Here is a 19,468-nt window from a genome sequence, read left to right on the forward strand (position 1 = left end):
TCCGGTCCGTCCCGACGATCGAGGAGTACCCGTGTCCGCAGCCCAGTCCGCCGCCGTCCCGCCGATGGAGCCCATCGCCGTGCCGGCCGGGACGACGGCCGCCGCCGCCGTGGCGGCCGCTGGCCTGCCGAGCAGCGGTCCGCGGGCCATCGCCGTGGTCCGCGAGACCGCGGGTCCGGACGCCGGCCGGCTGCGCGACCTGGAGTGGACGCCGGACGCGGACACCGCTGTCGAGCCGGTGCCGCTCGACTCGCCGGACGGGCTGACCGTGCTGCGGCACTCGACGGCGCACGTGCTGGCCCAGGCGGTGCAGGACATCTTCCCCGAGGCCAAGCTCGGCATCGGGCCGCCCATCGAGAACGGCTTCTACTACGACTTCGACGTGCCCAAGCCGTTCCAGCCGGAGGACCTCGACCGGCTGGAGAAGCGGATGCAGGAGATCATCAAGTCGGGGCAGCGGTTCCGGCGGCGGCGCTTCGACGGCGTCGCGCAGGCCCGCGCCGAGCTGGCCGGCGAGCCGTACAAGCTGGAACTGGTCGACGTCAAGGGCGAGGGCCTGGACTCGTCCGAGGTGATGGAGGTCGGCGGCGGCGAGCTGACCATCTACGACAACCTGGCCGCGAACGAGGACAAGGTCTGCTGGTCGGACCTGTGCCGGGGACCACACCTGCCGAACACCCGGCTGATCGGCGCCTTCAAGCTGATGCGCTCGGCCGCGGCGTACTGGCGGGGCAGCGAGCGCAACCCGCAGTTGCAACGGGTGTACGGCACGGCGTGGCCGACCCGGGACGCGCTGAAGGCGTACCTGCGGCTGCTCGACGAGGCCGCCCGGCGCGACCACCGCAAGCTCGGCGCGGAGCTGGACCTGTTCAGCTTCCCCGACGAGATCGGCTCCGGGCTCGCGGTCTTCCACCCCAAGGGCGGGATCATCCGGCGGGAGCTGGAGAACTACTCCCGGATGAAGCACGAGCAGGCCGGCTACCAGTTCGTCAACACGCCCCACATCAGCAAGGGGCAGCTGTTCGAGACCTCCGGCCACCTGCCGTACTACGCGGACACCATGTTTCCGCCCATGCAGCTTGAGGGTTCGGAGTACTACCTCAAGGCGATGAACTGCCCGATGCACTGCCTGATCTTCCGGGCGCGCGGGCGGTCCTACCGCGAGCTGCCGCTGCGGCTGTTCGAGTTCGGAGCGGTGTACCGGTACGAGAAGTCCGGCGTGGTGCACGGCCTGACCCGGGTGCGCGGGCTGACCATGGACGACTCGCACATCTACTGCACCCGGGAGCAGATGGCCGGCGAGCTGACCTCGCTGCTGCGGTTCGTGCTGAACCTGCTCGGCGACTACGGCCTGGACGACTTCTACCTGGAGCTGTCCACCCGGGACGACTCGCCCAAGTTCATCGGCTCGGACGAGGACTGGGCGGCGGCCACCGCGGCGTTGCAGTCCGCGGCCGACGAGTCCGGGCTGGAACTGGTGCCCGACCCGGGCGGCGCGGCCTTCTACGGCCCGAAGATCTCCGTGCAGGCCCGGGACGCCATCGGCCGGACCTGGCAGATGTCCACCATCCAGGTCGATTTCAACTTCCCGAAGCGGTTCGACCTGGAGTACCAGGCCGCGGACGGCAGCCGGCAGCGGCCCGTGATGATCCACCGGGCGCTGTTCGGGTCGATCGAGCGGTTCTTCGGCGTGCTCACCGAGCACTACGCGGGGGCGTTCCCGGCCTGGCTGTCGCCGGTGCAGGTGGTGGGCATCCCGATCCGGGACGAGCACACCGGACATCTGGACGAGTTCGTCCGGCTGCTGCGGGCCGAGGGGATCCGGGCCGAGGTGGACACCTCGGACGACCGGATGCAGAAGAAGATCCGCACCGCCCAGCAGCAGAAGGTGCCGTTCATGGCGATCGCCGGCGACTCCGACGTGGCCGCCGGGGCGGTGTCGTTCCGCTACCGGGACGGCTCCCAGCGCAACGGCGTACCGCTGGCCGAGGCCGTGGCGCACGTGGTCGAGGTGGTGCGGTCCCGGACCAACACCGGTCCGTCCGCCGAGCCCGAGCCGGCCGCCCAGGCGTCCTGACCCCGCCCGGGCATCCTGACCCGGACCGCCGGGGCGCGCGGGACGCGCACCCCGGCGGCCGTACGGGCTCAGATCCCGCAGGTCGAGGCGTACCAGTAGTGGAACGGCTGCATGCCGACGTGTACGTGGTCGTTGTGGCCGCTGTAGCCCGGGCCGAGCAGTTCGGTGAAGCCGTGGTAGCGGGCCTCCTTGGCCAGCGTGCAGAGGCTGTGCGGGCTGGCGCCCATGTCCACCCCGTCACCGTAGAGGTGCCGGCTGTTGGAGATGCCGCCCGCCGCGTTGTTGCAGGACACGCTCCGGAATCCGCTGGTGATCCGGATCGGCTGGTCGCCGAGGGCGTGCCGCATGGCCTGTAGCTTCCACATCGCCACCAGCGCGTTCGCCTTCGCCGTTGCGGCCGAGACGGCGCCACCGGACCAGGTGCTGTTGCACTGGTTCAGCTCGGCGTAGCTGAAGTTGGCCGGCGTGCAGTCGTTGCCCTGCAACGCGTAGATCTTGCTGAAGGTCTGCGGTCCGGCGATGCCGTCCACGGTCAGGCCGTAGGCGGACTGGAACCGTTTGACCGCGGCGGTGGTGGCCGGTCCGAATGAGCCGTCCAGCGCGAGCACGGTGTTGTAGCCGGGGTAGCCGGCGACCCGGATCTGCAGTTGGCGGACATCGTCGCCGGTGGCGCCGGAGGACAGGCTCCGGCCCCAGGTGTAACAGCCGTCGGCGTGCGCCGGCGCGGCCGTGCCCACCACCCCGACCAGGGTGCTGGTCAGGGCCATGGTCAGGGCGAGGGCGGCATGTCGAAGACGTCGAAGCATGTGGAACTACCTCCAGGGGTGGGGAAGTGAAGCGAAAATTATCTCCGTCAACATGTCGCTTGATCAATGAACCCTTTTCACCTGACCTGCGCGCGGCCCGGGTACGCGCTGGGGCGGGACGCGGGCACGCGCTGCGGGGCGGGGTGCATCCGGCACCCTCTAAGATCGGCCGGTGAGCGCAGCACAGGGATCCGACGAGCCCTCGTTCCATGCCACCGGCGAGCCGGACGGACTACAGCGCCTCTGGACTCCGCACCGGATGACCTACCTGACCGGCGAGGACAAGCCCGCCGAGGGTACGAGAAGCCGACCGGCTGCCCGTTCTGCCGGGCGCCCGGTGCCAGCGCCGGGGACAGCCTCGTGGTCAGCCGCGGGCAGTCGGTGTACGCCGTGCTCAACCTCTATCCGTACAACCCCGGCCACCTGCTGATCTGCCCGTACCGGCACGTGGCCGACTACCCGGAGCTGACCGCCGAGGAGACCACCGAGCTGGCCACCTTCACCCAGCGCGCGATGCGGGTGATCCGCACGGTCAGCGGGCCGCACGGGTTCAACATCGGGATGAACCAGGGTGGGGTGGCCGGCGCCGGCATCGCCGCCCACCTGCACCAGCACGTGGTGCCGCGGTGGGGCGGGGACGCCAACTTCATGCCGGTGATCGGTCACACGAAGGTGTTGCCGCAGTTGCTGGCCGACACCCGGGACCTGCTGGCCGGCGCCTGGTCCGCGGCCTGACGCCGTCCGGTCTGGCACTGCCCGGCCCGGCACTGCCCAGCACCGCCCGGCCCGGCACTGCCCGGCCCGGCACTGCCCGGCGCGGCACCGCCCAGCAGCGTCCGGCCTGGCACCGCTCGGCCTGGCAGCGTCCGACCCCGCCGGCAGCGTCCGGCCCGGCGCCGCTCGGCCTGGCAGCGTCCGACCCCGCCGGCACCGTCCGGCCCGGTCCGACCGTGACGGGCAGTGACCTCGCTGAGAGCGACAAGACCTTTTGCGGCTATGCCCGAGAGTCATAAAAATGACTCTCGGGCATAGCCGCAAAAGATGTGTTCGGTCCGCGCCCGCGACCCGCCCGGCAGCCAGCCCGTCAGCCCGTCCAGCCCGCCCAGCCCGTCAGCCCGTCAGCCCGCCAGCCCGCCAGCCCGCCAGCTTGGCCGGTCAGGCCAGCCCGGCCGGGTGGCTCGTGACCCCGTCACCGCGCGCCCTGCCGCTGCCCGGTGTCGCTGCCCGGTGTCGCCGCCCAGCGACGCTGCCCGGTGTCGCCGCCCAGCGACGCTGCCCGGTGTCGCCGCCCAGCGACGCTGCCCGGTGTCGCCGCCCAGCGACGCTGCCCGGTGTCGCCGCCCAGCGACGCTGCCCGGTGGCGCCACCGGCTAGTGACCGGTGCGGGCGGCGTGTTCCTTGCGTACGTTTTCGGCCAGGTGCTGCGGCATCGGGTCGTGCCGGGCGAACGAGCGGCGGAAGCTGCCCGTGCCGGAGGTCATCGAGCGCAGCTCGACCGCGTACCGGACCAGCTCGGTGGCCGGCACCTCGGCGCGGATCAGCGCCCGGTCCGGGGCGTCCGGGTCGGCCTCGGTGCCCAGCACCCGGCCGCGTCGCCCGGCCATGTCGCTCATCACCGTGCCGACGAACTCCTCGGGCACCGTGACCAGCACCTCGTCCACCGGCTCCAGCAGGGTGACCTGGCCCTTCTCGGCCGCGTCCCGCAGCGCCAGCGAGCCGGCGGTCTGGAACGCCGCGTCGGAGGAGTCGACGCTGTGCGCCTTGCCGTCCACCAGGGTGATCCGCAGGTCGACCATCGGGTAGCCGGCGACGATGCCGCCCTCCATCTGCGCCCGGACGCCCTTCTCCACCGAGGGGATGTAGTTGTGCGGCACCGCGCCGCCGACGACCCGGTCGGCGAACTCGAACCCGGACCCGCGGGGCAGCGGCTCCACCTCGATGTCGCAGACGGCGTACTGGCCGTGCCCGCCGGACTGCTTCACGTGCCGGCCGTGGCCCTTCGAGGTCAGCGCGAAGGTCTCCCGCAGCGCCACCCGCACCGGTTCGGTCTCCAGGTCCACGCCGCCGCTGCGCAGCCGGTCCAGGACCACGTCGGCGTGTGCCTCGCCCATGCACCAGAGCACGAGCTGGTGGGTCTCCGGGTTGCGCTCCAGCCGCAGCGTGGGGTCGCCGGCCACCAGCCGGGCCAGGTTCTTGGCCAGCGCGTCCTCGTCGGCGCGGCTGCGCGCCACGATGGCCACCGGCAGCAGCGGCTCGGGCATCTCCCACGGCTCGATGAGCAGCGGGTCGTCCTTGGCCGAGATGGTGTCGCCGGTCTCCGCGGTGCCGGATTTGGTGATCGCGCAGATGTCGCCGGCCACGCACTCGGTCACCTCGCGCAGCGCGGCGCCGAGCGGGCTGTACAGGTGCCCGGCCCGTTCGTCGGCGTCGTGGTCCGGATGCCCCCGCTCGGCCATGCCGTGCCCGGCGACGTGCACGGTCTGGTCCGGGCGCAGCGTGCCGGAGAAGACCCGGACCAGGGACACCCGGCCGACGTGCCGGTCGATCGTGGTCTTGACCACCTCGGCCACCAGCGGGCCGGCCGGGTCGCAGGTCAGCGGCGGACGCGGGCTGCCGTCCACGCCGGTGACCGCCGGCAGGGCGTGCTCCGGCGGCGCGGGGAAGGCGGAGGTCAGCACCTCCAGCAGGGCGTCGACGCCCACGCCGGTCTCGGCGCAGACCGGCACCACCGGGTAGAAGTGCCCCCGTGCCACCGCCTTCTCCAGGTCGGCCACGAGCACCTCGACCTCGATCTGCTCCCCGGCGAGGTAGCGGTCCATCAGGGTCTCGTCCTCGCTCTCGGCGATGACGCCCTCGATCAGTTCGTTTCGCGCCTCGGTGATCGCCGGCAGGTGCTCCGGGTCGGGGTCGCGGACCGCGGCCGGCAGCCCGTCGGTGTAGTCGAAGACCCGCCGGGTGATCAGGCCGAGCAGGCCGACCGTCGAGACGCCGTCGTCGGCCAGCATGGGCAGGTACAGCGGCAGGACGTTGTCGCCGAAGACCCGCTGGCACAGCGCCACCGTCTCGTCGAACTCGGCCCGCTGGTGATCGAGCCGGGTGACCGCCACCGCCCGGGGCATGTCGACGGCCGCGCACTCCTCCCACAGCGCCGCCGTGGCCGCGTCCATGCCGTCGACGGCGGAGACCACGAACAGCGCGGCGTCGGCCGCGCGCAGCCCGGCGCGCAGTTCGCCCACGAAGTCGGCGTACCCGGGGGTGTCCAGCAGGTTGACCTTGACGTCCCGGTGCAGCAGCGGGGCGCAGGCCAGCGCGACCGACCGCTGCGCCCGGATGGCGGCCGGGTCGTTGTCGCAGGTCGTGGTGCCGTCGGTGACGGTGCCGGCCCGGGAGATCGTGCCGGTCGCCGTGAGCAGCGCCTCCACCAGGGTGGTCTTGCCGGCTCCGGAGTGCCCGACGAGCACCACGTTGCGGACCCTGTCGGGGCCGGTCACCACCGGCGCGCCGGTGAGCCCCTTCTCCTGACTCTTCTGCGCCATCGGGCGCACCTCCCTCGCTTGGGTGACGACCGCCGCGCTGCGGGAGCGGCCCGGGTGACCCGAAGGCGACATTTTCGCCCCGGCCCGTTGCGCGCCGTTCACCCGAAGTGTTCTGTGGTGAGGTAGCTCACGTTCCTTGTGTCGATCCCACACCCGTAACCTTCCCGACACAACCCCGCGAACCCAACTCGGGGGGCCACCGCCGGTATCCGTCCCTGATGGCGACCGTTATCGTGGGACCGCCATGGCAAAGATCTTCCAAGTGTCCGTACGCGGTGCCCTGACCCGCGTCGTCGAGCCGCTCGCCCGCCGCCTGCTGGCGGTGGGCGTCACGCCCAATGCGGTGACCGTGACCGGCACCATCGGCTGTGTGGTGGGTGCCCTGGGCTTCGGTGCCCGGGGTCACCTGGTGGCCGGCGCGCTGATCGTCACGTTCTTCGCCCTCACCGACATGCTGGACGGAACGATGGCCCGGCTGCGGGGCCAGGGCAGTTCCCGGTTCGGCGCATTCCTCGATTCGAGCATGGACCGGGTCAGCGACGGGGCCGTGTTCGGCTCCGTGACCTACCTGCTGGCCGTCCGGGGCGACCACGCCGGGGTGGCCGCGGCCCTGCTCTGCCTGGTCCTCGGCCAACTCGTCTCGTACGTCAAGGCGCGGGCCGAGGGCCTCGGCATGACCTGCAACGTGGGCGTCGCCGAACGCACCGAGCGGCTCATCACCGTCGGCGTCGGCGGTCTGCTCACCGGCCTGGGCCTCGGCTGGGCGCTGCCCGCCTCGCTCTGGCTGCTGGCCGCGCTCTCGCTGGTCACCGTGGGCCAGCGGATCGCGCACGTGTACCGGCAGGCCGAACTGGGCGCGGACGCGTGACCGGGAGGTTCCGGGCGTGAGCCTGGCGGACCTCGGCTATCTGGCCGGTTGGCGGCTGATCCGGGTGCTGCCCCGGCCGGTCGCCGCCGCCGCGTTCGGCGTGGCCGCCGACCGCGCGTACCGCCGGGGTGGCCCGGGGGTACGCCGGCTGGCTGAGAACCTGCGGCGCGTCGTCGGCCCGGACCTGCCGCCGGCAGAGCTCGACGACCTGGTACGTCGCGGGCTGCGCTCGTACGCCCGGTACTTCCTGGAGGCGTTCCGGCTGCCCGGCGGCGACCGGGCGGCGATCCGGCGCCAGTTCCGGCTGGACGGCGAGCAGGTGCTGGCGGCCGAGGTGGCGGCCGGCCGGGGGGTGGTGGTCGCGCTGCCGCACGCCGGCAACTGGGACGCCGCCGGTGCCTGGGTCACCGCGATGGGCTGGCCGCTGGCCACCGTCGCCGAGCGGCTCAAGCCGGAGAGCGTGTACCGGCGGTTCGTCGCGTTCCGGGAGGGTCTCGGCATGGAGATCATCCCGTTGACCGGCGGGCGGCAGCCGCCGCTCACGCTGCTGGCCGAACGGCTGAGCCAGGGGTACGTGGTGCCGCTGCTGGCCGACCGGGACCTGTCCCGCACCGGCGTACCGGTGACCTTCTTCGGTCAACCGACCCGGATGCCGCCGGGTCCGGCGTTGCTGGCCCTGCGTACCGGCGCCCCGCTCTACACCGCGGACATGTGGTACGAGGCGGACTCCGCGTGCGGGCGCCTGGTGGGGCCGATCGAGCCGCCGGGGCCGGAGCACGGCACGCTGTCCCAGCGGGTCACGGTGCTGACCCAGCGGGTCGCCGACCAACTCGCCGCCGGCATCGCCCGGCACCCCGAGGACTGGCACATGCTGCAACGGATGTGGCTGGACCAGCCCGCCAACCGGGCCGTCCCGGGGTCCTCGGCGACAACCGGCCCGGCCTGAGACCGCGGGGGAGGGGCCAGTGCGGATCGGCATCGTGTGCCCGTACTCGTTCGACGTGCCCGGCGGTGTGCAGAACCACGTGACGGACCTGGCCGAGGCGCTGATCGGACTCGGACACGAGGTCAGCGTGCTGGCCCCGGCCGAGGAGGACGCGGCGCTGCCCGGGTACGTGGTCCCGGCCGGGCGGGCGGTGCCGCTGCCGTACAACGGCTCGGTGGCGCGGATCGCCTTCGGCCCGGTCTCCACCGCCCGGGTCCGGCGCTGGCTGGCGCGGGGCGACTTCGACGTCCTGCACGTGCACGAGCCGCTGACGCTGAGCATCTCGCTGCTGGCGGTGCTCTCGGCCCGCGGGCCGGTGGTGGCGACCTTCCACACCGCGATGACCCGGTCCCGGGCGCTCGCCGCGGCCCAGGGCATTCTCCAGGTGGTGCTGGAAAAGATCACCGCCCGGATCGCGGTGAGCGCGCTGGCCCGGCGGGTCCAGGTGGAACACCTGGACGGCGGCGCGGTGGAGATCCCCAACGGGGTGGCGGTGGCCAAGTTCGCCTCCGCGCAACCGCTGCCCGGCTGGCCCGGACCGGTCGGGCCGGGCTCGGGCGGTGCGGTGGGCTTCCTCGGCCGGTTCACCGAGCCCCGCAAGGGGTTCCCGGTGCTGCGCGACGCGTTCGTCCCGCTCGCCCGGTCCCGTCCGGGGCTGCGCCTGCTGGTCGCCGGCCCGGGCGACAGCGCCGAGCTGTACGCCGGGGTACCCGCCGAACTGCGCGACCGGATCACCCACCTGGGCCTGGTCAGCGAGCCGGACAAGGCCCGCATGCTGCGCAGCGTCGACCTGTACGTGGCGCCCAACACCGGCGGCGAGTCGTTCGGCATGATCCTCACCGAGGCGATGGCCGCCGGGACGACCGTGGTTGCCAGCGAGCTGGACGCGTTCCGCCGGGTGCTGGACGGTGGTCGGGTCGGCCGGCTGTTTCCGATCGGCGACGCCGCCGGGCTGAGTGCCGCCCTCGCCGAGCTGCTCGACGATCCGGCGGAGCGGCACCGGCTGGCGGCCTGTGCCGGCGAGGTGGTCGCCCGGTACGACTGGCCGGTGGTGGCCCGCCGGGTGGTGGAGGTGTACGAGACGGCGATCGAGGCCACCGACGGCCGGGTCGTCGACGAGGACTGGACCATGCCAGGCTGAACCGGGTACGGGCGTACCGCCGGGGGTCGGCGCGGCCGGCGCGGCCGGCGCGGCCGGCGGCGGATCGAGGGTGGGGAGGCGACACTACGATGCCGGGCATGTGGTGGTGGCTGGGCGCCCTCGTCGTGTTCGCGCTCGGCGCGTACCTGGCCTGGACCTCGGCGCGGGTGGACCGGCTGCACCGCCGGGCCGCCGCCGCCGGCCGGGCCCTGGACGCCCACCTGCTGCGCCGGGCGGCGGCCGCCGCCGTGCTGGCCGAGGAGCGGTACGCGACCGAGCTGTACGCGGCGGCGCGGATCGCCCTGGACGCCGGGCCGGACGAGCGGGAGGCCGCCGAGAACGATCTCACCCGGCAGCTGCGGCTGACCGGGTTGAGTCCGGACGAGCCCGCCGCCGCGGCGGTGATCGCCGCGAGCCGTCGACTCGCACTCGCCCGCCAGGTTCATACCGATCTGGTGCGCGGGGCGCTTTTCGCGCGAAATCGGCAGATTGTCCGACTCTTCCGGATGGCCCGCCAGCACGAGTGGCCCGGCTACTTCGACATCGACGACCCGATCCTGGCCATCCAGCCCGACCTGCCGGTGCGCTGACCGCCCGCCGACCCGGCCCGGGCCGGCGGCGTGCGGTGCGCCGGCCCGTGGGGTAATCCGCGCCACAGGGCAGGCCACCCGGGGCTGGATTGGCCGTGGGCCGGCGTTGGCCTGGAACGTAAAATCGTCTCCGGTCCGCCTTGTGACCACCGCACACCCCGCAACCCCGGCGGACCCCGCGCACCCGCGGACCCCACAACCCCGCAGACAGAGTGAGGACACCGTGTCGGAGAGCACTGCCCAGCCCGCCGCTACGCCCGTGGTCGGCACTGCCCGCGTGAAGCGCGGCATGGCCGAGATGCTCAAGGGCGGTGTGATCATGGACGTGGTCACCCCGGAGCAGGCGAAGATCGCCGAGGACGCCGGCGCGGTCGCCGTGATGGCGCTGGAGCGGGTGCCGGCCGACATCCGCGCCCAGGGCGGCGTCTCCCGGATGAGCGACCCGGACATGATCGACGGCATCATCAGCGCGGTCTCCATCCCGGTGATGGCCAAGGCCCGGATCGGGCACTTCGTCGAGGCGCAGGTGCTCCAGGCCCTCGGCGTCGACTACGTCGACGAGTCCGAGGTGCTCACCCCGGCCGACTACGCCAACCACATCGACAAGTGGGCGTTCACCGTGCCGTTCGTCTGCGGTGCGACGAACCTCGGCGAGGCGCTGCGGCGGATCACCGAGGGCGCCGCGATGATCCGGTCCAAGGGCGAGGCGGGCACGGGCGACGTCTCCAACGCCACCACGCACATGCGGAGGATCGGCGCCGAGATCCGCCGGCTCACCTCGCTGTCCCCGGACGAGCTGTACGTCGCCGCCAAGGAACTCCAGGCGCCGTACGAGCTGGTCAAGGAGGTGGCCGAGGCCGGCAAGCTGCCGGTCGTGCTGTTCACCGCGGGCGGCATCGCCACCCCGGCGGACGCGGCCATGATGATGCAGCTCGGCGCCGAGGGCGTGTTCGTGGGCTCGGGAATCTTCAAGTCCGGCAACCCGGCGCAGCGTGCCGCCGCGATCGTGAAGGCCACCACCTTCCACGACGACCCGGACGTGCTGGCCAAGGTCTCCCGTGGACTGGGCGAGGCGATGGTCGGGATCAACGTCGAGGAGGTCCCGCAGCCGCACCGGCTGGCCGAGCGCGGTTGGTGACGGGCGGGCGAGGAGGGGACCGCGGGATGGACCAGCCGCTCATCGGCGTACTGGCCCTGCAGGGTGACGTCCGCGAGCACGTGCGGGCGTTGACGCGGACCGGCGCGCGGGCCGTGCCGGTCCGCCGGCCGGCCGAGGTGGACGAGGTGGACGGGCTGGTTATCCCCGGCGGGGAGTCCACCACGATCAGCAAGCTGGCCGAGACGTTCGAGCTGCTCGAACCGATCCGAAAGCGGATCGGTGACGGCATGCCGGCGTACGGGTCGTGCGCCGGCATGATCATGCTGGCGGCGCGGGTCCTCGACGGCCGGCCCGACCAGCGCGGCTTCGCGGGCATCGACATGACGGTCCGGCGCAACGCGTTCGGCCGGCAGGTGGACTCGTTCGAACTGCCGGTGCTGATCGACGGGATGCCCGGTCCGGCGTTCTCCGCGGTCTTCATCCGGGCGCCCTGGGTGGAGCAGGTCGCCGACGGGGTGCGGGTGCTCGGCCGGGTCGCCGAGGGGTCGGCCGCCGGCCGGATCGTCGCGGTCCGGCAGGGCAATCTGATGGCCACCTCGTTCCACCCCGAACTCACCGGTGACCACCGGGTGCACGCGTACTTCGTGGAGCTGGTCCGGGACGCGCTGGCCGCGGCGGCGGACCGTCGCTGACACCACCCGGGCCGGCCTCGATAGACTCGACGGGTTCGGCAGGGCCTTCTGCCCGCCACGGCTGTCCACCCCGGTACCGACGGGATCTCCGCGTGGAGTTGGCGGGTCGTGCGGGGCGGTCGAGGCAGACGGCGGGGAGCAACGGGAGGTAGCAGATGTCCGGCCACTCCAAGTGGGCGACGACCAAGCACAAGAAGGCGGTCATCGACGCCAAGCGCGGCAAGATGTTCGCCAAGCTGATCAAGAACGTCGAGGTGGCGGCCCGGACCGGCGGCGGCGACCCGGCGGGCAACCCGACGCTCTACGACGCCATCCAGAAGGCCAAGAAGAACTCGGTCCCGAACGACAACATCGACCGCGCGGTCAAGCGCGGGTCCGGTCTGGAGGCCGGCGGCGCCGAGTACCAGACGATCATGTACGAGGGGTACGGGCCGAACGGTGTCGCGCTGCTGATCGAGTGCCTCACCGACAACCGCAACCGGGCGGCCACCGAGGTGCGCACCGCGTTGACCCGTAACGGCGGTTCGCTGGCCGACGCCGGTTCGGTGTCGTACATGTTCTCCCGCAAGGGCGTGGTGATCGTCCCGAAGGGCGCGCTGAGCGAGGACGACGTGCTGATGGCCGTGCTGGATGCCGGCGCCGAGGAGGTCAACGACCTCGACGAGGCGTACGAGGTGGTGAGCGAGCCGGGTGACCTGATCGCGGTCCGTTCGGCGTTGCAGGACGCCGGCATCGAGTACGAGTCGGCGGAGTCCTCGCTGATCCCCAGCGTGAACGTGCCGCTGGACGAGGACGGCGCGCGCAAGATCTTCAAGCTGATCGACGTGCTGGAGGACTGCGACGACGTGCAGAACGTCTACGCGAACTTCGACGTCTCGGACGAGATCATGGCGGCCGTGGGCTGAGGCCACGGCGGCTCGGGCTGCCGGGTCCAGCCGACGAACCGGTCGAAGAGTTCGTGCACGGTCTGCGGTGGGCCGTCGGGGTGCAGGCGCCACAGGTCCTTGATGGCCTCGTGCAGGTCGGAGGCCATCAGCATGGCCAGTCCCGGCAGGTCCTGTGCGTACAGGTCGGTGAGCGCGGTCCGTGCGGGTGCGCAGGGGTACGGGTCGCCGCAGGTGGCGCAGTTCCAGTGCGGCCGGCGTACCCGGTGCCACGCCGGCTCCTCCTGCTCCCGGGACTGGTCCTGATCCTGCGTCTGCTCCTGCTCCTGGGTCGCGGTCGGCGGCGGAGCTGGCAGGTGGGTGTGCTGGTGCATGCGGTACCTCCGTGGGATTGGTGGGGCCGCCCCCGTTGTGGGCGAGTTGTCCGGGGGCGGCCCCGGCGGTTCCGCTCCGGTGGTTGCCGGACCGACGCCGAGCGGTTCCGCTGAATTCCAGCCTGGACCGCCACCCCCGGCGCGAGGAAGATAGGCGGCATACACGGTTCTATTGTTCCGAGTTCGCGTAGCCGCCGAGAAGGACCGAGAATAATGAGTAACAATGGTGTGCCGCGTATCCTGAAATATCTTCGCGCTACCCACGGCGGCCTCACCCAGGATCAGTTGGCCGAACGACTCAGCGTCAGCACCTCGCTCATTGCCAAATTCGAGACGGCCCGGCTGATTCCGATGCCGGACACCGCCCGCCGATTGGACGAAGTGTTCGACACCGGCGATCTCGTGCAGGGGCTGTCCCGCGACGCGCGCAAGACGGCGCCGCCGGACTGGTTCGGGCCGTTCGCCGACCGGGAACGCGAGGCCGTCACGCTGCGCTCCTATGAGCCGCAGTACGTCCCGGGCCTGCTCCAGACCGAGGCGTACGCGCGGGCCGTGCTGGACGCCGGACTGCTCGACGAGTCGGCCGCGGCCGAGCAGTTGACCGTCCGGCTACAGCGGCAGGCGACCATCAGGGACGGTGACCGGCCACCGCTGATGACGTTCGTTCTGGACGCCCAGGCGTTGCGTCGTGGTGACGCTGAGTTGATGAAGGATCAGCTCGTCCATCTGCTCGACCTCGCCGCGCGGTCCCGGCTCTATGTTCATGTCGTGCCGGACGACGCCGGCCTCTACGTCGGGCAGTCCGGCCCGTTCGTGCTGGCGACGATGCCGGACGGATCCACCGTCGCCTACCTGGAGGATCAGCTGGCCGGGCGGACCATTATCGACCCCGTCCAGGTGGCGTCTCTGGTGCAATGCTGGGATGGGGTACGCTCCGTAGCGCTGAATCATGACCAATCGCAGCGCTTGATGAGTGAAATGGTGAACAAGCTATGACCATCATCCCCGCCGCGCGGTGGCGGAAGTCCAGCCGCTCCAATTCCAACGGCGGCAACTGTGTCGAAGTTGCCGACAATGTTCCCGGCGTCGTCCTGGTCCGGGACAGCAAGGACCGCGACGGCGGCATCCTGACCTTCGGTCCGGGGCAGTGGCAGGGCTTCGTCGACCTCGCGAAGCGGATCGGCCCGACCGACTGACCCACGGCGGTTCGTCTGGCGCCCCCGGGATCACCCGGGGGCGCCTCGCCGTTTCCGCCGGAAGCAGGTTCCGGCGGAGACGGTTCCGGCCGGGATTCGGTTCCGGGCGGGCCACCGCGGCCCGGCGTCACTCGTCGAACGACCGGATCACCCGGCGCAGCAGCGCGTTGAGCTGGACCAGTTCCTCGGTGCTCAGCGCCCGCAGGAGCTGCTGCTCGCGGCGCAGCGACGCGAAGATGTGCCGTTCCCAGGCCTGCCGTCCGGCCGCGGTGGGGCGGACGAGCACTCGGCGTCGGTCCGTGGCCGAGGTCTCCCGGGTGATCAGGCCGGCCTCGGCGAGCCGGTCCAGCCGGCTGGTCATGGCCGCCCGGGTGACGGCGGCGATCTCGGCCAGTTGTGCCGGGGTGGCCTCGGTGGGGTACGGCTGGACCATGAGTGCGTGCAGCGTGCGGTAGTCCTCGATGGTGAAGTCCGGGTCGGTGAACGCCGCGGCCTGGTCCCGGTGCATCCGGCGCAGGATGTGCCCCATCCGGGTTAGTGCCCCCTCGGTTTCGGCGCCGAACGCGGGATTGTCCTTCCAGTGGTCCGCCCAGCGGGCCACGTGGGCATCGACGACGTCCCGTTCCTGATCGTCCACGGCCACATTCTGCCAGACGTCGAACAATTAGATGGTGAATAGTTCGACGATGAACTAGAGTCCCGGGGCATGACCCGCCCCTCGGACCTCCGACTCCTCGTCGCCGGGATGACCCTGTCTTGGCTGGGCACCGGCTTCCAGACGGTCGCCCTCGGCGTCGCGGTCATCGGCGCCGGCGGCGGACCCCGGCAGCTCGGCCTGGTGATGGCCTCCTCGGTGCTGTCGATGCTGGTCTGTGTGCTGTTCGGCGGCGTCTGGGCCGACCGGCTCCAGCCCACCCGGGTGATGGTGCTGTCCGACCTGGTGCGGTTCGCCGCCACCGCCGGCATCACCGTGATGTTCGCCGCCGGCACGTACCGACTGGCCCCGCTCTGCGCGCTCGTGGCCGTGTCCTCCGGCGCCGGCAGCTTCTTCGGCCCGGCGATGACGGCGTTGAAACCGATGCTGGTGCCGGCCGAGCGCCGCCAGTCGGCCAACGCCACGCTCAGCCTGGCCCAGACCGGCTGCGCGGTCCTCGGCCCGGCGCTCGGCGGCGCACTGGTCGCCGTGTTCGGCGCACCGGTCGGCTTCGCGGTCAACGCGGTCAGCTTCCTGGCCTCCCTGCTGGCCGCGCTGCTCATCCGGGTCCGTGCCGAGCGCGCCCCGCGTACCGGCATGCTGCGGGAACTCGCCGCCGGCCGGCGGGAGATCACCAGCCGGGACTGGCTGCTGTCCGGGGTGCTGTCGGCAACGCTGTTCCACGTGGCGAACGGCGTGATCCTGGTGCTCGTACAGGTGGTCGCGATCGAGCGGTTGGGCGGCGCGAGCGCCGTGGGTCTGATCGCCTCGGCCGAAGGGCTCGGCGGGGTCGTCGGCGCGGCCGTGGGGCTCCGCTGGCGGCCGCACCGGCTGCTCGGCGCCGGCTGGCTCGCCCTGCTGCTGATGCCGTTCTGGGTGCTGGCCTACGTCTGGCCCGGGATCCTGGCCGCGGTCATGGCCGGCGGGCTCGTCGGGTACGCCGGGCTGTCGTTCTTCGGGGTGGCCTGGGAGACGACCCTCCAGGACCAGGTACCGCGGGCCGCCCTCGGCCGCGTCGCGTCCTGGGACCAGTTGGCCTCGTTCCTGGCGATGCCGGTCGGCAACGCACTGGCCGGGCCGCTGTCCGACGCGTACGGGGTGGACCCGGTCCTGGTGGTCTGCGCGGGTGTCCTGCTGGCGGCGCTCGCCGTACCGATGCTCGTGCCCGGCACCTGGCGGATCACCCGCCCCGCCGCCGCTGTGCGGACCCCGGTGTCCGCCGCCGTGCCCGCCCCAGCGGCGCTCCCGGCCGTACCCGCCGCCCTCTCTCGCCCCGTCTCGACCGGGCGGTGACCGCCGCCGCAGAAGTCGGTGGGAGATGTCGGTCGGAGCGCCTAACCTGCCGGGATGCTGATCCCTGACTACCCGGTGCGGACCGACCGGTTGGACCTGCGCCCCTTCGAGGATGGCGACCTGGCGGCCCTGCACGCCTACCTCTCCCGGCCGGACGTGGCGCGGTACCTCTACCAGGGGCCGGCGGACGACGCGGCCAGCCGGGCCGCGCTGGAGCGCAAGCGGCAGCCCACGGCGTTGCGGGCCGCCGGCGATGCCCTCAACCTGGCCGTCGTGGTCCGCGCCACCGGCCGGCTGGTCGGGGATGTCCTCCTGTTCTGGACCAACGCCGAGCACCGGCAGGGCGAGATCGGGTACATCCTGCACCCGGACGCCGGCCGCCAGGGGTACGCCACCGAGGCGGCCCGGGCAATGCTGCGGCTCGGGTTCGACGGGCTCGGCCTGCACCGGATCGTGGGCCGGCTGGATGCCCGCAACACCGCGTCCGCGCGGGTGCTGGAACGGCTCGGCATGCGGCGCGAGGCACACCTGCGGGAGAACGAGTACGTCAAGGGGGAGTGGACCGACGAGGTCGTCTACGCCCTGCTCGCCCGGGAGTGGCGGGCGGCAGGTGGTCCGGCCTGACGGTGGCCCGGCCCGTGGTCCGGCTCCTGACGGTGGCGCGGCCCGGCCGTGGTCCGGGTCCCGGCGGGCCGTCCGGCCCGACGGTGGTCCGGGTCCTGACGGGCCGTCGCGCCGGACCGGCTGTGGCGCCGGCAACAGTTTGGCCAGATGCATAAGCCGCTTCTATAAGCTGCTGATATAAATCTGGAGTGGCGGACATCTCGGGCGATGCGCCCGGCGAGCAACCGGCCGAGGCCGATCTCGATCGGCTGGTCTGTGACTTCGAGCGGCTCATGCGGCTGCTGCGGCGGGCGACCTCGCCCGACGGGCTGAGCCTGACGGCCGCGTCCGTGCTGTCCCGGCTCGACGATCTCGGCCCGCACCGGCTCTCCGACCTGGCGGTCGCCGAGGGCGTGACCCAACCGGCGATGACCCAGCTGGTGTCCCGGCTGGAGCGTGACGCCCTGGCCGAACGGGCCGGCGACCCGGCCGACGGGCGGGTGGTGCTGGTCGGGATCACGGCGGCCGGGCGGGATCGGATCCGGGCGCGCCGGCGGGCACGGGCGGAGCGGCTGCGGGGTCTGCTGGCCGGGCTGCCGGCCGAGGACCGGGCGGCACTGGCCCGGTCGCTGCGGATCGCCGACCGGCTCACCGGCTCGGTGGCCGACCCGGTCGCAGGACAGGCCGACCCGGTCGCAGGACAGGCGGGCCCGGTCGCAGGACAGGCGGGCCCGGCGGGGGCCGGTGACGACGAGGGGGAACTCACGGGATGAGCACGACTTCGAAGCCGGGAGCGGCGTCCGGCGGGCGGCCGGAGCGCGGCGACACCCGCGGTGGTGCCCGCGGTGCGCTCGCGGGCGGCACCGACCACCCGCACTACAAGTGGGTGGCGCTGTCCAACACCACCCTCGGCACGCTGCTCGCCACGATCAACTCCTCGATCGTGCTGATCTCGCTGCCGGCGATCTTCAACGGCGTACACCTCAACCCGCTGGAGCCCGGCAACGTCAGCTACCTGCTCTGGATGCTGATGGGCTACATGCTGGTCACCGCGGTCCTGGTGGTCACGCTGGGCCGGCTCGGCGACATGTACGGCCGGGTGAAGATCTACAACGCCGGCTTCGCACTGTTCACCGCCGCCTCGATCCTGCTGGCCGTCGACCCGCTGGACGGCGGCGGCGGCGCGCTCTGGCTGATCGGCTGGCGGGTGTTGCAGGCCGTCGGCGGGTCGATGCTGATGGCCAACTCGGCGGCCATCATCACCGACGTCTTCCCGGCGCGGCAGCGGGGCACCGCCCTGGGCATCAACATCGTGGCCGGCATCGCCGGCTCGTTCATCGGCCTGGTGCTCGGCGGGGTACTGGCCGAGTGGAACTGGCGGTCCGTGTTCTGGGTCAACGTGCCCATCGGGCTGCTCGGCACCATCTGGGGGTACCGGTCGCTGCGCGACACGGGCGTGCGGCGCCCGGCCCGGATCGACTGGTGGGGCAACCTCACCTTCGCGGTCGGGCTCACCGCGCTGCTGGCCGGCATCACGTACGGGATCCAGCCGTACGGCGGGCACACGATGGGCTGGACGAACCCGTGGGTGCTGGCCGGGCTGATCGGCGGGGTCGCCGTACTGGCGCTGTTCTGCCTGATCGAGTCCCGGGTCGCCGAGCCGATGTTCCCGCTCGGGCTGTTCCGGATCGCCGCGTTCGCCAGCGGCAACGCGGCGAGCCTGCTGGCCTCGGTGGCGCGCGGCGGCCTCCAGTTCATGCTGATCATCTGGTTGCAGGGGATCTGGCTGCCGTTGCACGGGTACGACTACGAGCGGACCCCGCTCTGGGCCGGCATCTACCTGCTGCCGCTGACCATCGGCTTCCTCGCGGCCGGACCGCTGGCCGGTGCGCTCTCCGACCGCTTCGGCGCCCGGTTGTTCGCCGCCGGCGGGCTGGTCGTGATGGCCGGATCGTTCGCCGGGCTGCTGCTGATCCCCAGCGACTTCAGCTATCCGACCTTCGCCGGGCTGGTCTTCCTCAACGGACTCGGCGGCGGCCTGTTCGCCGCGCCCAACACGTCGCTGGTGATGTCCAGCGTGCCGGCCCGGCTCCGCGGCGCGGCCTCGGGCATGCGCGCCACCTTCCAGAACGCCGGGATGGTGCTGTCGATCGGGGTGTTCTTCTCCCTGATGGTGGCCGGTCTCGCGACCTCGCTGCCGGGGACCCTCGACTCCGGGCTCACCGCCCAGGGCGTACCGGCGCCCGCGGCGCACGCCGTGGCCGCGCTGCCCCCGGTGGGTACGCTGTTCGCCGCGTTCCTCGGCTACAACCCGATCGGTTCGCTGCTCGGCCCGGCGCTGCTGGGCGCCCTGCCGGCGGCCAACGCGCACACGCTCACCGGCCGGCAGTTCTTCCCGCACCTGATCTCCGGGCCGTTCCACGACGGCCTGGTGATCGTGTTCTGGCTGGCCATCGTCATGGCGCTGGTCGGTGCGGTGGCGTCGCTGCTCACCCCGCGGACCCGGCCGGGCGACGCGCCGGACCTGGTCAGCCGGGAGGCCGAACTGGCCGAGGAGTTCGCGGCCGTACCGCTGACGCCGGCGGCGCAGGCCGCCGCGCCGCTCGGCGACTCCCGCTGAGCCGCCCGGC

Annotated in this window: 18 protein-coding genes and 1 pseudogene; 15 read left to right on the forward strand and 4 right to left on the reverse strand. The window is 72.4% G+C overall.

What is annotated here, in order from left to right:
• The first annotated feature begins 64 nt into the window (after positions 1-64).
• Complete coding sequence (thrS, locus tag CIK06_RS11225; protein WP_369916201.1) at positions 65-2,077, forward strand: threonine--tRNA ligase; 2,013 nt, start codon at positions 65-67, stop codon at positions 2,075-2,077.
• 68 nt (positions 2,078-2,145) lie between these two features.
• Here thrS and CIK06_RS11230 read toward each other — a convergent pair whose 3' ends face one another.
• Positions 2,146-2,883, reverse strand: coding sequence for a D-Ala-D-Ala carboxypeptidase family metallohydrolase (locus CIK06_RS11230; RefSeq protein WP_095564778.1), 738 nt, complete (start codon positions 2,881-2,883; stop codon positions 2,146-2,148).
• A gap of 259 nt (positions 2,884-3,142) precedes the next feature.
• On the opposite strand from CIK06_RS11230, the pseudogene CIK06_RS11235 reads away from it, so the two are divergent.
• Positions 3,143-3,618, forward strand: a pseudogene (locus CIK06_RS11235) (HIT domain-containing protein).
• A gap of 635 nt (positions 3,619-4,253) precedes the next feature.
• Here the strand turns inward: CIK06_RS11235 and CIK06_RS11240 are convergent.
• On the reverse strand, positions 4,254-6,419 hold the full coding sequence (locus CIK06_RS11240; protein ID WP_095564779.1) for an elongation factor G-like protein EF-G2: 2,166 nt from the start codon (positions 6,417-6,419) through the stop codon (positions 4,254-4,256).
• 244 nt (positions 6,420-6,663) lie between these two features.
• Between CIK06_RS11240 and pgsA the strand changes: the two genes are divergently transcribed.
• The 7 genes from pgsA (at position 6,664) to CIK06_RS11275 (ending at position 12,699) form a co-directional block, all read left to right on the forward strand.
• Positions 6,664-7,287 carry a phosphatidylinositol phosphate synthase gene (pgsA, locus tag CIK06_RS11245; RefSeq protein ID WP_095564780.1) on the forward strand — a complete coding sequence of 208 codons (624 nt, stop codon included), beginning with the start codon at positions 6,664-6,666 and terminating at the stop codon, positions 7,285-7,287.
• A gap of 16 nt (positions 7,288-7,303) precedes the next feature.
• The gene (locus CIK06_RS11250; protein WP_095564781.1) at positions 7,304-8,233 is read left to right on the forward strand and encodes a phosphatidylinositol mannoside acyltransferase; all 930 of its coding nucleotides are present in this window, start codon (positions 7,304-7,306) and stop codon (positions 8,231-8,233) included.
• Positions 8,234-8,252: 19 nt separating this feature from the next.
• The gene (locus CIK06_RS11255) at positions 8,253-9,413 is read left to right on the forward strand and encodes a glycosyltransferase family 4 protein (protein ID WP_095564782.1); all 1,161 of its coding nucleotides are present in this window, start codon (positions 8,253-8,255) and stop codon (positions 9,411-9,413) included.
• Between the two features lie 98 nt (positions 9,414-9,511).
• Positions 9,512-10,003, forward strand: a complete 492-nt coding sequence (locus CIK06_RS11260; protein ID WP_198348198.1) for a hypothetical protein — start codon at positions 9,512-9,514, stop codon at positions 10,001-10,003.
• A gap of 289 nt (positions 10,004-10,292) precedes the next feature.
• On the forward strand, positions 10,293-11,141 hold the full coding sequence (gene pdxS, locus CIK06_RS11265) for a pyridoxal 5'-phosphate synthase lyase subunit PdxS (protein WP_232534287.1): 849 nt from the start codon (positions 10,293-10,295) through the stop codon (positions 11,139-11,141).
• 26 nt (positions 11,142-11,167) lie between these two features.
• Positions 11,168-11,794, forward strand: a complete 627-nt coding sequence (pdxT, locus tag CIK06_RS11270) for a pyridoxal 5'-phosphate synthase glutaminase subunit PdxT (RefSeq protein ID WP_095564785.1) — start codon at positions 11,168-11,170, stop codon at positions 11,792-11,794.
• A gap of 155 nt (positions 11,795-11,949) precedes the next feature.
• A complete protein-coding gene (locus CIK06_RS11275) occupies positions 11,950-12,699 on the forward strand; it encodes a YebC/PmpR family DNA-binding transcriptional regulator (protein WP_095564786.1) in 750 nt (249 codons plus the stop codon).
• On the opposite strand, the gene CIK06_RS11280 is transcribed toward CIK06_RS11275, so the two are convergent.
• Positions 12,651-13,052: a hypothetical protein gene (locus tag CIK06_RS11280; RefSeq protein ID WP_095564787.1), complete on the reverse strand. Its 402-nt coding sequence runs from the start codon at positions 13,050-13,052 to the stop codon at positions 12,651-12,653. The two genes, CIK06_RS11275 and CIK06_RS11280, sit on opposite strands and share 49 nt — an antisense overlap.
• 213 nt (positions 13,053-13,265) lie before the next feature.
• On the opposite strand from CIK06_RS11280, the gene CIK06_RS11285 reads away from it, so the two are divergent.
• Positions 13,266-14,048 (forward strand): helix-turn-helix transcriptional regulator, encoded by a 783-nt coding sequence (locus CIK06_RS11285; RefSeq protein WP_095564788.1) that lies wholly within the window; start codon positions 13,266-13,268, stop codon positions 14,046-14,048.
• Between the two features lie 5 nt (positions 14,049-14,053).
• A complete protein-coding gene (locus tag CIK06_RS11290; protein WP_198348311.1) occupies positions 14,054-14,248 on the forward strand; it encodes a DUF397 domain-containing protein in 195 nt (64 codons plus the stop codon).
• 127 nt (positions 14,249-14,375) lie between these two features.
• Here CIK06_RS11290 and CIK06_RS11295 read toward each other — a convergent pair whose 3' ends face one another.
• The gene (locus tag CIK06_RS11295; RefSeq protein ID WP_095567739.1) at positions 14,376-14,885 is read right to left on the reverse strand and encodes a MarR family winged helix-turn-helix transcriptional regulator; all 510 of its coding nucleotides are present in this window, start codon (positions 14,883-14,885) and stop codon (positions 14,376-14,378) included.
• Between the two features lie 108 nt (positions 14,886-14,993).
• On the opposite strand from CIK06_RS11295, the gene CIK06_RS11300 reads away from it, so the two are divergent.
• The 4 genes from CIK06_RS11300 to CIK06_RS11315 all read left to right on the forward strand — a co-directional run bounded on the left by CIK06_RS11300 (position 14,994) and on the right by CIK06_RS11315 (position 19,458).
• Positions 14,994-16,235 (forward strand): MFS transporter, encoded by a 1,242-nt coding sequence (locus CIK06_RS11300; RefSeq protein WP_232534154.1) that lies wholly within the window; start codon positions 14,994-14,996, stop codon positions 16,233-16,235.
• A 54-nt stretch (positions 16,236-16,289) separates the two neighbouring features.
• Positions 16,290-16,859 carry a GNAT family N-acetyltransferase gene (locus CIK06_RS11305; protein WP_095564791.1) on the forward strand — a complete coding sequence of 190 codons (570 nt, stop codon included), beginning with the start codon at positions 16,290-16,292 and terminating at the stop codon, positions 16,857-16,859.
• A 188-nt stretch (positions 16,860-17,047) separates the two neighbouring features.
• Positions 17,048-17,611, forward strand: a complete 564-nt coding sequence (locus tag CIK06_RS11310) for a MarR family winged helix-turn-helix transcriptional regulator (protein WP_232534155.1) — start codon at positions 17,048-17,050, stop codon at positions 17,609-17,611.
• Positions 17,608-19,458: an MFS transporter gene (locus CIK06_RS11315; protein ID WP_095564792.1), complete on the forward strand. Its 1,851-nt coding sequence runs from the start codon at positions 17,608-17,610 to the stop codon at positions 19,456-19,458. The genes CIK06_RS11310 and CIK06_RS11315 overlap by 4 nt, the downstream gene beginning before the upstream one ends.
• The last annotated feature ends 10 nt before the right edge of the window (positions 19,459-19,468 follow it).

The organism is Plantactinospora sp. KBS50 (assembly GCF_002285795.1).
In the GTDB taxonomy this organism is placed as follows: domain Bacteria; phylum Actinomycetota; class Actinomycetes; order Mycobacteriales; family Micromonosporaceae; genus KBS50.